The sequence below is a fragment of the Mesorhizobium sp. CC13 genome (assembly GCF_039907765.1).
In the GTDB taxonomy this organism is placed as follows: Bacteria; Pseudomonadota; Alphaproteobacteria; order Rhizobiales; family Rhizobiaceae; genus Aminobacter.
The window spans coordinates 114,953-127,133 of the sequence record NZ_JARDJI010000010.1; the positions used below are offsets into that span (position 1 = coordinate 114,953).

The 12,181-nt window shown below is 67.5% G+C and carries 9 protein-coding genes; 3 read left to right on the forward strand and 6 right to left on the reverse strand.

What is annotated here, in order from left to right:
- Positions 1-35 precede the first annotated feature (35 nt).
- Genes PV773_RS15225 through PV773_RS15235 form a run of 3 tightly spaced genes read right to left on the reverse strand, consistent with a single transcriptional unit; the run spans position 36 to position 5,771 of the window.
- Positions 36-3,365, reverse strand: a complete 3,330-nt coding sequence (locus PV773_RS15225) for an error-prone DNA polymerase (protein WP_347967162.1) — start codon at positions 3,363-3,365, stop codon at positions 36-38.
- Positions 3,362-4,819: a DNA polymerase Y family protein gene (locus PV773_RS15230; protein ID WP_347967163.1), complete on the reverse strand. Its 1,458-nt coding sequence runs from the start codon at positions 4,817-4,819 to the stop codon at positions 3,362-3,364. Before PV773_RS15230 ends, PV773_RS15225 begins: the two co-directional genes overlap by 4 nt.
- Entirely contained in the window at positions 4,761-5,771 is a 1,011-nt protein-coding gene (locus tag PV773_RS15235) for a hypothetical protein (RefSeq protein ID WP_347967164.1), read from the reverse strand. The genes PV773_RS15230 and PV773_RS15235 overlap by 59 nt, the downstream gene beginning before the upstream one ends.
- 192 nt (positions 5,772-5,963) lie before the next feature.
- Here PV773_RS15235 and PV773_RS15240 point away from each other — a divergent pair, with 192 nt between their 5' ends.
- On the forward strand, positions 5,964-6,386 hold the full coding sequence (locus PV773_RS15240; RefSeq protein WP_340040922.1) for a metallopeptidase family protein: 423 nt from the start codon (positions 5,964-5,966) through the stop codon (positions 6,384-6,386).
- Between the two features lie 27 nt (positions 6,387-6,413).
- Here the strand turns inward: PV773_RS15240 and PV773_RS15245 are convergent, their stop codons facing one another.
- Together PV773_RS15245 and PV773_RS15250 are read right to left on the reverse strand one after the other, a co-directional pair.
- Positions 6,414-6,620: a DUF1737 domain-containing protein gene (locus tag PV773_RS15245; protein WP_347967165.1), complete on the reverse strand. Its 207-nt coding sequence runs from the start codon at positions 6,618-6,620 to the stop codon at positions 6,414-6,416.
- Positions 6,621-6,641: 21 nt separating this feature from the next.
- On the reverse strand, positions 6,642-7,532 hold the full coding sequence (locus PV773_RS15250) for a CoA ester lyase (protein WP_347967166.1): 891 nt from the start codon (positions 7,530-7,532) through the stop codon (positions 6,642-6,644).
- A gap of 96 nt (positions 7,533-7,628) precedes the next feature.
- On the opposite strand from PV773_RS15250, the gene PV773_RS15255 reads away from it, so the two are divergent.
- Positions 7,629-8,798, forward strand: a complete 1,170-nt coding sequence (locus PV773_RS15255) for an FAD-binding oxidoreductase (protein WP_347967167.1) — start codon at positions 7,629-7,631, stop codon at positions 8,796-8,798.
- Between the two features lie 906 nt (positions 8,799-9,704).
- Here PV773_RS15255 and PV773_RS15260 read toward each other — a convergent pair.
- Positions 9,705-9,947, reverse strand: coding sequence for a DUF1127 domain-containing protein (locus tag PV773_RS15260; protein ID WP_347967168.1), 243 nt, complete (start codon positions 9,945-9,947; stop codon positions 9,705-9,707).
- A gap of 173 nt (positions 9,948-10,120) precedes the next feature.
- Here PV773_RS15260 and PV773_RS15265 point away from each other — a divergent pair, with 173 nt between their 5' ends.
- Entirely contained in the window at positions 10,121-12,100 is a 1,980-nt protein-coding gene (locus PV773_RS15265; RefSeq protein WP_347967169.1) for a BTAD domain-containing putative transcriptional regulator, read from the forward strand.
- The last annotated feature ends 81 nt before the right edge of the window (positions 12,101-12,181 follow it).

Consider the following 12,181-nt stretch of genomic DNA (forward strand, 5'->3'; position numbering starts at 1 on the left):
CCATCAGCCCGTCTCCCGCATCGGTAAAACCCGCATCATTGAAAATTCCGGCCCTTGGGCATGACGCTGCTCGCCTTGCGGGCCAGAGTTTCGTAGCTCTGCAGCATGCGCGGGTCGCGCGCCGCCTTGTCCGCGGCACTTGCCCGCCCTTCCGGCAAAGACCCGGCGCCTGCCTCCGGCTGCAATTCCTCCGACATCGCCGCCAGCCAGTGCGTCAAGTCCTCCATCCTGTCGGCGACGATATGGATGACGCCCGATTCCGCCTGCAGCTTGCCGGTGACTCGCATGAACTTCGCCCCCATGATGACGGGCCGGAAGCGCTCGAAGACGCGCGCCCAGACGATGACATTGGCGATCGAATGCTCGTCCTCCAGCGTGAGGAAGATGGCGTTGCCCTTGCCCGGCCGCTGGCGCACCAGCACCAGCCCGGCGACGGAGACACGCCGCCCGTCGGGCACCGAGCCGAGCCGCGCGTTGGGCGTGATGCCGGCACGGTCGAGATGATGCCTGAGGAAGGCCACCGGATGCGCCTTCAGCGACAGGCCAAGCGAGCGGTAGTCGTGGATGACGTGCTCGCCGAGCGGCATGCGCGGCAGTTGCGTCTCGGGCTCGTTGTCGGCCAGCTGGACATCGGGGCGGTCGAACAGCGGCAGCATCTCGGCAGCACTCCTGCCGTCGAGCGCCCGCACGGCCCACAGCGCCGCCCGCCTGTCGAGGCCGATCGAGCGGAAGGCGTCCGCCTGGGCGAGCAGCTCGATCTCGCCGACATCCAGCCCTGAGCGCAGCCAGACGGCGCGCACCGAATCGTAGCCCTGCCCGCGCCGCGCCACGAACGCCTCCATCTTCTTTTCGGACAGGCCCTTGATCTGGCGGAAGCCGAGCCGGACGGCATGCCGGCTTTTGATGACGTCGCGCATTTCGGCGTGGCGCTGCTGGATGCGTTTTGGGTCGAAGCCCGAACGCTCAAGCGTACAGTCCCAGACGGAACGATTGACATCGACCTGGCGGATCTCGACGCCGTGGTCCTGCGCGTCGCGCACCAGCTGCGCCGGCCTGTAGAAGCCCATCGGCTGCGAGTTGAGGATCGCCGCGCAGAAGACGTCCGGATAAAAGGCCTTGAACCAGCAGGAGGCGTAGACGAGCAGCGCGAACGACGCGGCATGGCTTTCGGGAAAGCCGTATTCGCCGAACCCCTCGATCTGCTTGAAGCAGCGTTCGGCGAAGTCGCGCTCGTAGCCCCGGCCGACCATGCCCTCGATCATCCGCTCTCGGTAATTGCCGATTGTGCCGGTGCGTTTGAAAGTGGCCATGGCGCGCCTGAGCTTGTCGGCCTCTCCGGGCGAAAAACCGCCGGCGACGATCGCGATCTTCATCGCCTGCTCCTGGAACAGCGGGACGCCTAGCGTCTTGCCCAAAATCTGCCGCAGCTCCTCCTTGGGGAAATCCACTTTCTCCTTGCCCTGCCGGCGCCGCAGATAGGGGTGCACCATGTCGCCCTGGATCGGGCCGGGCCGGACGATCGCCACCTCGATGACGAGGTCGTAGAACTCGCGCGGCCTGAGCCGCGGCAGCATCGACATCTGCGCCCGGCTCTCGATCTGGAAGACGCCGAGCGTATCGGCCCGGCAGATCATGTCGTAGACTTTCTGGTCCTCCGGCGGCAGCGTCGCCAGCGTATAGGGCCGGCCGTAAGGATCGCGCTCGTCGTAATGTGCCTTGAGCAGGTCGAAGGCCTTGCGCAGGCATGTCAGCATGCCGAGCGCCAGGATGTCGACCTTGAGGATGCCGACGGCGTCGAGGTCGTCCTTGTCCCACTCGACCATCTTGCGCTCGTCCATCGCCGTCTTGACGATGGGCACGATCTCGTCGAGCCGGTCCCTGGTGATGACGAAGCCGCCGACATGCTGGGACAAATGGCGGGGAAAGCCCATGATCTCGTTGGCGCGGTCGATGACATGCCGCGTCACCGGATCGGCCTTGTCGAGACCGCCGGCCCCGGCTTCCCGCTCGCCGAGTTCGGACGAGTACCACCCCCATATCGAGCCCGACATGGCGCTCCTGACATCGTCCGACAGCCCCATGGCCTTGGCCACTTCGCGCAGCGCCGAGCGGCCGCGATAGGTGACGACGGAGGCGGCGAGCGCGGTCCGCTTGGCGCTGTATTTCTCGTAGATGAAGGCGATGACCTCGTCGCGCCGCTCATGCTCGAAATCGACGTCGATGTCCGGCGGCTCGCCCCGCTCCTCGGAGATGAAGCGTTCGAACAGGATATCAATGATCTCAGGCCCGACATCGGTGATGCCGATGCAGTAGCAGATGATGGAATTGGCCGCCGATCCCCGCCCCTGGCAGAGGATGTCTTGCGAGCGGGCATAGCTGACGATGTCGTGGACGGTCAGGAAATAGCGGGCATAGTTGAGTTTTTCGACGATGCCGAGCTCGTGCCCGATGAGGCCCTTCACCTTTTCCGGGATGCCGCCGGGATAGCGCTCATGCGCCCCCTCCCAGGTCAGCCTTTCGAGTTCCGCCTGCGGCCCGAGCCCCGATTCCGTCGGCTCGTCGGGATAGTTGTGTTTGAGCTCGCCCAGCGAGAAATGCAGGCTCGCGGCAAAACGCAGCGTCTCTGCGAGCGCCTCCGGATGGCGGCGGAACAGCCGCGCCATCTCGGCTGGCGGCTTGAGATGACACTCGGCATTCGCTTCAAGTCCCAGGCCCGCTTCCGCGACCGGCACGTTGAGGCGGATCGCCGTCAGCACGTCATGCAGCGGCCGCTGGCCCGGCACATGGTAGAGCGCATCGTTGGTCGCCATCAGCGGCAGGCCAACCGTCGCGGCCATGGCCGCCGCCTGCTCGATCCTGAAGCGGTCGCTGCCGCCGAAGGCAGGGGCGACCGCCAGCCAGAGGGCGTTTCCGAAACGCTCCTTGAGCTGCCGCAGCAGCGGCATCTCCTGCTCGACCTCGCCGGCAAGGTCCGGAAGCACGGCCAGGGACAGAAGATTTCCCCACTCGAGGAGATCCTCGCGGCGCAGATCGGGGGCACCCTTTTCGCCGCGCATGTTGGCCTGGGTCAGCATGCGGCAGAGATGGCCCCAGCCCTCGCGGTCCTGCGGATAGGCGAGCATTTGCGGCGTGCCGTCGGAAAAGACCAGCCGGCAGCCCGGGTGGTAGGCGAGCTTCTCTTCCTCCGCCATCTTCCAGGCGCGGACGACGCCCGCCACGGTGTTGCAGTCGGCCAGGCCAAAGGCCGAAAAGCCAAGGAACTTCGCCGTCGTGGCCAGTTCCTCCGGCGTCGAGGCGCCGCGCAGGAAGGAGAAGTTCGAGCGGATGCCGAACTCGGCATAGCCTGTGACAGAGACCGCGTTCATGCGAAGACCCCATGCATGAACCAGCGCGGCACTGCCTGCGCGCTGTAGAGACCCTGCCTGTAGAGCCAGTAGCGGCGGCCGTCGGCATCCTCGATGCGGTAATAGTCGCGCGTCGGTGCATCGGCGCCGCCCTCGCGCCACCATTCCGGGGCGATGCGCTCCGGCCCCTCGGCCCGCGCCACCCTGTGCATGGCGCGACGCCAGCGGAAGTTGAGCGGCGGCCCGTCGGGCACCTCGGTGGCAGGCACCTCGATGGGCTCGGGCACCCGGAACAGGCGGATGGGGCGCTCGGCAGCTGGCCGGGCCTTGCCTGTGCCCGTCCCGGACGCCGCAGCCTTGCGGGTCTCCGACCGCGCCCGGGGCATGACCGACACCGCCCGCTCGGGAACATGGCTTGCGGCCGGAACAGGCTCCAGAACCGCAGATTCGCCGAACCGGGCGCCGACGCGATCGACCAGGATCGCCAGTCCCTCGCCCTCTTCGGAGCCGGCGCCGGCAAGGTCGCCCTGGCGCGCGTCGAACAGCGCCGTCGACAGCGCGGACAGGCGGACGAGATCGAAGCCGTAGCCGGCATCGATGGTTTCGCCCAATGCCGCAAGCCGTTCGTGGAACAGCCTTCGCACCAGGGCCGGCTCGCGGATGGGGCGCGAAGTGCCAACGGTGATGCGGCTGACCATGCCGTCGACCCGGAACAGCAGCAGTTCGAGCGCCCGCGCACCTTCTTCCCGGCGTTCGAGATCGACCTTGAGGGTGGCGGCGAGCAGGCCGACCAGCCGCTCGACGTCGTCGATGAGCGACAGCGGATCGGCGAGATGGCGCTCGACCGAAAGCGGCGCCACCGGCAGGCGCGGCGAGATCGCCTCCTCGAGCCGGCCGAGCGCCTGGTCGAGCCGTTCGATCAGCACGGCTCCGAAACGCCGGACGAGCGGGGCGCGCGGCCCGTCCATGATGGAACCCACTGTCCTCAGCCCGACGCTCTCGAGGCTCGTCTTCGTCCTGGCATCGATCCTGAGCGCCGACAGCGGCAGGCGGGCGAGGAAAGTGCGCTCGCTGCCCGGCGCGAGGATGTGGCCGGTGGCGTAGCGCGCCGCCGCCCATGCCGCCCCCGGCGTCGAGGCGAGGCCGGCGCGCACGTCGAAGCCCTGGTGGAAGAACCGCATCATGAGGTCGTTGAGCAGCGCCTTTTCGCCGCCGAAGAGATGGGCGCAGCCGGTGACGTCGAGGAACAGCCCGTCGGCGCCGTCGAGCGCGACCAGCGGGGTGTAGCGGTCGCACCAGTCGGCGAGCCCTTCGAGCAGCTTCCGGTCGGCTTCGGGATCGGCCTCGGCGACGTCGATGCCGGGGTGCATGGCGCGCGCCTCGGCGATGCCCATGCCGCGCCGCAGCCCGAGCGCTTCAGCCCGCGCGTCGAGCGCGGCGATGCGCTGGGTGTTGTTCTCCCGGTGGCTGGTCACCAGCGGCGGGTTCGGCTGCGTTGCGGAACGCCAGGACCGCCCCAGCCGCCGCCTGAGGATGCGTTCGGCCGCGAGATGGGGGAACCACAGCGACACGATTCTCTGGGACGGCGTCTCTTCTTGGTTCGAGGGTGCGTGCATCGGGGTTCCATTCCAGAATGAAGCTGCCGGGAAGCGCCGTGCGGCTCTTGCCGATCTCGACCGCGAAGGCGGGCGGGCCGATGGAGCCGGCGAGCGGCCCGAGCACCGTGCGACGCAACACAGCCGGCGCAGGCGCGGCGACGAGGCGCACCGGCGCGGCGGTGGGTTCGGGCACGGCCGAGTGGCGCAAGAGGAACACGGGCCGCCCGGCATCCTGCGCACGCCGGTGCAGCCGCCGGGTCGCCGTCAGATCCAGTTCGCGCGGATTGCCGCGTAGTTCGACGATCACCGCGGCGAGTTCGTCGATGCGCGCGGCCTCTTCGGCGATCCACAGGGCGTCGGCCGGCTTGGGCGCCTCGGCGAAGAGCAGCTGCCCTGGCGCAAGGCCGAAAAGCCTGTCCAGGCCCGGCGCATGGGGGAAACCCGCCTCCCTGAAGATCTCCGCCGTGCCGACCCACAGGACCAGATCCTGCGGCCGCGACCGCTCCCTGAGCATGTGGCTGACCAGGCAGAGGGTGAGCCCTGCGGCAGCGCCGGCATTGCGGGTTTCGGTTCCGTGAATCTCGGTCAGCGCCGCCTTCGGCAACCCACCACCCAGGATTTCGTCGAGGCGCTCGACGCCGGTCGGCAGGAAGAAGTCGCGCGCCGAGGCAAGGCCGTTGCGGCGGACCAGGAGACCGGCAACAGGCTGGCCGGCGGAAGACTGGCCGTCGGAAGGCGGGGCCAGCCTTTCGGCCAGCGTCCCCTCGATCTTCGCTATCTTCCGGCGCAGGGCAAAAACGACGTCCCGCGCCACGGCGCTGGTCGCCATGTCGGTCTGCCTTCCTCAATATGTTCCCGTTATGTTCTTATAGATTCCAGAGCCATCAAGGAGAGTCAAGCCGATTCGATGAGAATCTATTCCTCTCCGGGCAAGTGCCTCCGGCGCCTAAATCATCCCCGCCACGGCAAAGGCCTCGTAAGGCGTGCGGTGAAAGGCTATATGCCCTCAAAAGGAAGAAGAATGGCCCGCATCTACAAGACCCGCGCCTGGCACGACCAGCTGTCGCCCTCGATCGAGGAGATGGAGCTCCTGGCGCTCGAAGCCTATGCCCACCTGCCGGAAGAATTCCGCGCGCTCACCGGCGACGTCGTCATCCAGATCGCCGAGTTCCCGACCGACGAGATCATGGACGACCTGTCGCTGGAGACGCCCTTCGACCTGCTCGGCCTGTTCGAAGGACGCGGCATCGCCGAGCGCTGGAACCCGCAGACCGGCGAAGGCCCCAACCGCGTCACCCTCTACCGCCGGGCGATCCTCGACTACTGGGCCGAGAACGAGGAGACGCTGGGCGACATCGTCACCCATGTGCTGATCCACGAGATCGGCCACCATTTCGGCCTCTCCGACGACGACATGGAAAAGCTGGAAGCGTCGGTCGACTGAACGCGGCGCCTCCACGCATTCACCCGCTCAGAAATCCCCGAGCTTGATGGCGGGATCGTATTCGACGCCGTCGACGTCCTTCACCACGGCCTGGCCGCAGCGCATGGTCCTGGTCTCGGCATCGAAGGAATAGGTGGGCGAGCCGAACAGGTGCCAGCCCTTGTTCAGCGCCGCCGTCACCTTGTGGCAGAAGGTGGCGTCGTCGGGGCCGGTCAGGAAGCGGTAGAGTTTCATGCTTGTCTCCGCATCGCGCTGTCAGTTCTTCAGCTTCTCGATCATCGCCGCCCGGGCGAGCAGCTTCTCGGACTGGGCGAGATGCAGCCGCTCGACCATCTTGCCTTCGAGCGAGATTACACCGCGCCCGGCATTTCCCGGAAGCGCGAAGGCCTCGACCACGGCGCGTGCCTCGGCGAGCGCCTCGGCCGAGGGCGAAAACGCCTCGTTGGCGGGGCCGATCTGGGCGGGATGGATCACCGTCTTGCCTGAAAAGCCCATCGCGGCCGCCTCCCGGCATCCGCCCGAAAAGGCGTCGAGGTCGCGAAAATCGTTGGAGACGCTGTCGAGCATGTCGACGCCGCCGGCCCGCGCCGCGAGCACCATCTGCATCAGCCAGGCCTGCAGGTAGCGGCGGTCGGGCGTCAGCATCACGCCGGTGTCCTTGGCGAGGTCGTTGAGCCCGGCGACCAGGCAGGCGAGCCGCGCGGCGGGATCGCGGCCGAGCTCGGCGATGGCGGCGATGTTGACCAGCGCGCGCGGCGTCTCGATCATCGCCCAGAGCCGGACGCTGTCAGGCGCGTCGTTGTCGTCGAGAACGTCGCCCGCCTCGATGATGTCGCGCGGCGTCGCGATCTTGGGCAGGAGCACGCCGTCGATGGCCCATCCGCTCGCCGCCGTAAGGTCCTCCACGCCCCAGGGGCTCGCCAGCGAATTGATGCGGACGAGAAACTCGCGGTGGCCCGCCGGCCTTTCGGCGAAGAAGCCCGCCAGCCTGTCGCGCGCCACAGCCTTGTGCTCGGGCAGCACGGCGTCCTCCAGGTCGAAGATGACGGCGTCGCAGCCAAGCTGCGGCAGCTTGGCGATCGCCTTCTCGTTGGTGGCGGGCACGAACAGCGCCGAACGGCGGGGGCGGGACGGAGAATGTGACATCTGGTCTTCTTGCCCGGCAATGCTGGCCCTTGCAAGTGCTTGCCGGGCGGTGGCGTAACTGCTTTCCTCCTCCATCCGAACAGACGGAATCATTTCATGGCACGCTACGACGTGGTCATCATCGGCGGCGCGATCGTCGGCAGCTCGATCGCCTACTATCTGCGCGACGAGGGCTTTACCGGCTCGATCGCGCTGGTCGAACGCGATCCACAATTCGCCACGGCCGCGACCACGCTGTCCTGCGCTTCGATCCGCCAGCAGTTCTCGATCCCCGAGAACATCCGCCTGTCGCAGTTCACGCTCGGCCTGTTCCGGCGGCTGAAGGACGAGTTCGGCGAGGACGCCGACATCGGCTTCCGCGAGGGCGGCTACCTGATCCTCGCCGGCGAGAACGGCCTGCCCATCCTCAAGGCCAACCACGAGGCGCAGATGGCCGAGGGCGCCGACATCGTGCTCGAGGACGCCGGACAGCTCTCGAAGCGCTTCTCGTGGATCTCGACCGAGGGCCTTTCCGCCGGCGCCTACGGGCGGACGGGCGAAGGCTGGTTCGACGCGCATGCCATGCTCGGCCTGTTCCGCAAGGCGCTGAAGACCAAGAATATCGACTTGATCACGGCAGAAGTCGCCGGCATCGAGCGGCAGGGCAGCCGCGTCACCGCCGTGACGCTGACGAACGGCGAAAGGCTCGAAGCGGGCACCATCATCAACGCCGCCGGCCCGAACGCCGGCAAGGTCTCGGCCATGGCAGGCCTCGTGCTGCCGGTCGAGCCGCGCAAGCGCAACGTCTTCGTGTTCGAGGCGCGCGACCGCTTCGACGACATGCCGCTGATGGTCGACCCGAGCGGCGTCTATGTCCGGCCCGAGGGCTCGGTCTACATCACCGGCGGTGCCGAGAGCGAAGACGGCGAGCAGGCGGCCGATCCGCAAGACTTCAACCCCGACTGGCCGCTGTTCGAAGAGGTGATCTGGCCCGTGCTCGCCACCCGCGTGCCGGCCTTCGAGGCGATCAAGCCGACGCGCGCCTGGGTCGGCCACTACGACTACAACGCGCTCGACCAGAACGCCGTCATCGGCCCGCATCCCGAGGTCGAGAACTTCATCTTCGCCAACGGCTTCTCCGGCCACGGCCTGCAGCAGGCGCCGGCCGTCGGCAGGGCATTGGCCGAGCTCATCGTCCATGGCAGCTACCGCAGCATCGACTGCTCCGCCTTCGGCTACCAGCGCATCGCCGAGGGCCGGGCGTTCCGCGAGCTGAACGTGATCTAGCTTTCTGCCCCTCATCCCGAGCATGCCGGAGGATGAGGTCACGCAACCCGGTTGTCGGTCGATGGCTTCATTGCGGAATACCTTCTGTGACGGATGCGCCGAGCCCATAGGCAAGCCGCCCGGCCTGGCGCACCAGCCGGGATTTGGTCATGTGGGAAGCCGACGCATGGCGCGCGCCTTCCTGATACTATGTGTGCGGCACGCCGCCATGCGTCCGCCGGTGCTCTTGCCCCGCCCTCGTGCCGTGGAAACGCGTTTTCGCGCGACGGCTGGCGGGGCCCTGGCCTGGGGGCTCAACACCCAGCGACGCCACCGTTAGCGCCACCGGCCAGGACACCGTCTCCCCCACCTGATACCCGGTGCGCACCAGGCTTCCCGCGAGGGAGATGACCCGATCTTAAGCCGGCTCTCGAAGGCGTGGAGAAATCCGCCGGAAGTTTTTTTGAAGTCCACGCAATAACAACAGGTTGTCTCGGCAATGGCCGGAAATTTATCCCCGCCTGCGAACTCGGCAGGGCGGCCGAAGGCTGCGAGCGACCGGGAAAATGAAAGAGCCGTCGCGGGCTCGGACCCGGACGGCTCAGTCGTACCCGGCACGAATGCCGGATCAGCTTTCGCGCCCGCCGCCCATATCGCCGCCGGCACCGACGCACGGCAGAGAGGCGAGACCGCGGATGAAATCAAACAGTAAAGGGCCGCTTTGCCATATTCGCCTCCATCGGTACTCGCAACGATGGAAGCGTAGGCCGATGCCGCAGGGGCGTCCACAAAGGCCCTAGAAGGTGGTTAACCATAAGATAGGCGAATTCGACGAATTTGATCGTTCGCGAGCCGGACGGCCCGAATATTGCTTTTGCGATACGGCGGTCCCCTGCGAGGCGCCGCGGCGATCGCCGCTCCACGCGTCTAGCGCATGGTCATGAGCTTATCCATCAGTCCGCGGTCGACCTCCATCGAGGGTTTCGCTTCGGCCGAAGGATAGCCGATGTCCTTGAGCTGCTCTGGGCCGAGCGCCTCGATCGCCCTGCGGGTACGGACGAGCCGGTACCAGTCGCCGATCGCGGCGAAACGCGTGGCTGCGGCTTCGACGAAGCGTGCGGTGAAACCGGATGCCGGCAGCTTGTGGCCGGAATATGCCGAGTAAGCCATCGTGGCCTCCCATAGCGAAGTTGATGGGGAGACTTTGCCATCCGGCTGTGATGCCAGCGTTCAAGCGGCGTGAACGGCGCGTGCAAAGGGCTGCGTGACCGCGCTAAATCGGCGTTAAATCGGGCCTCGGCAGTGTTATTGTTGCATGACATCGCCAGTGCTGGAGCACGCTGATGCGCATTCGGTTGTTCGGTGGCCTCGAGGTGGTTTCCCCGGAAAACCGGCCTGTCCGCTTCGCCACGCGCAAGACGGCGCAGGTTTTCGCCGCCCTGGTGCTGGCAGGCGGCAAGCCGGTGCGGCGCGAGGCGCTGTGCGAGGCGTTCTGGCCGGGGCGCGGCGAGGCGCAGGCGCGCAACAGCCTGCGCCAGGCCCTTGTCGACATCAGGCGCAGCTTTCCGGCCGGAAACGCCGCCAGGGTCGAGATCGAAAGCGACCTCGACACCGTCACGCTGAAGGCGGAGCCAGGCACAGCCGATATCTGGGTTTTCGAGCAGACGGCGCAAGGAGACGACGGCGGTCTTGCGACTGCCGCCGAACTATACCGGGGCGACCTGCTTGCCACGGACGCGATCCACGACGGGCTGGACTGGTTCGCGCCGCACCAGCGTACCTATCGGCGCATCGCCCTGCAGGTGGCTGAGCGGCTGAGCCAGGCTGCGCCGCAACCCGGTTCGCCAGAAGCGGCGGCCTGCGAGCGGCTGGCGGAAAGGCTGCTCGCGGCGGATTCGACAGCCGAGGAGGCGCACCGAGCCATCATCCGGCTATGCCTGCAGCGCGGCCAGCCGAACGCGGCGCTCAGGCAATACAAGCTGTGCCAGGAGGCGCTGCGGCGCGAACTCGGGGCCGAGCCGGAGGCCGCCACGAGCGCGCTGATCGCGGGAGAACGCGAGGCTGCCCGCCCGCCCGAGGTTCCGGCCGTGCCGGCGACGGACCGTCAGCCGCCGTCGCGCGGCACCGATCAACCCTCGGTCGTGGTGCTGCCGTTCGAGAACCTGAGCGGCCCTGAGGACGAGTTTCTCGTCGAAGGCGTGGTCGAGGAGATCACCGCCACGCTTTCCCGGGTCAGCGATTTCTTCGTCATCGCTCGCCAGTCGGCCTATACCTATCGCGGCCGCTTCGTCGACCTTGCCGAGATCGGGCGCGAACTCGGCGTCCAGTATGCCGTCGAAGGCTCGGTGCGCCGGTCGATGGACAGGGTGCGGGTCGCCGTCAAGCTGGAGGACACGCAAACGCGCGCCCAGATCTGGTCCGAACGCTACGACCGCGCCGCATCCGACATTTTCGCCCTGCAGGACGAGATTGCAGGGCAGGTTGCCGGCGCCATGCACCCGGCCCTGCTCAAGGCCGAGATCGAGGCCGCCAGGCGCAAGCCGCCGGAGAGCCTCAGGGCCTATGAGCTGGTGCTACGGGCCTATCCCGACATCTGGAGCGCGACGAGCGACGGCAACCGGCTGGGGATCGCACTGCTCGAACAGGCGATCGCGGCGGACCCGAGCTATGGCCGCGCCTATGCGCTGCGCGCCTGGGGCCACGCCCAGAACCTCGCCTATCTCTGGTCGTCCGACCCCGACAGGGAGAGGGAGCTGGCGCTGGCGGACGCCGAGACGGCCGCGCGGCTGGCGAGCAACGACCCGATGGCGCTGACGGCCACCGGCGCGGCGCTCAGCATGTGCACCACCGATCAGAGCCGCGCCGGCGCCTATATCGAAAGGGCGCTGGCGCTCGACCCGAACAGCGCCTGGGCCTGGGCCCGATCCGGATGGGTCGCGATCTACCGCGACCAGCCGCAGGCGGCCAGGCGCGACTTCGAGCGCGCCATGGCACTGAGCCCGTTCGATCCGCTGGAACACAACTTCACCATGGGGCTGGCGGCGGCGAGCGGGCTCGATGGCGATTTCGCCCGGGCAGCCAGGATCACGCAGGAGATGATCGACAAGAACCCGCAGGTGACCTGGGCCTATCGCCAGCTCGCCGCCTACTCCGTCTTCGCCGGCGATCCCGAAGCCGCCCGCCGCGCCATCGCGACGCTCAGGGCGGCAAACCCCGGCGTGTCGATCGCGGTGATGAAGAAAAGCCATCCGTTTCGGCACATCCCGCGCCTGTTCGACACCTTCGTCGAGGGCTGGCGGCGCGCCGGCCTGCCGGAGGAGTAGCTGCGGCAAAGGGTGAATGGTTCCGCGCACCCTTGATCTCGATCAAGGCCGTCCGTCCCCTGGGATGCAAGCTGGGATCGT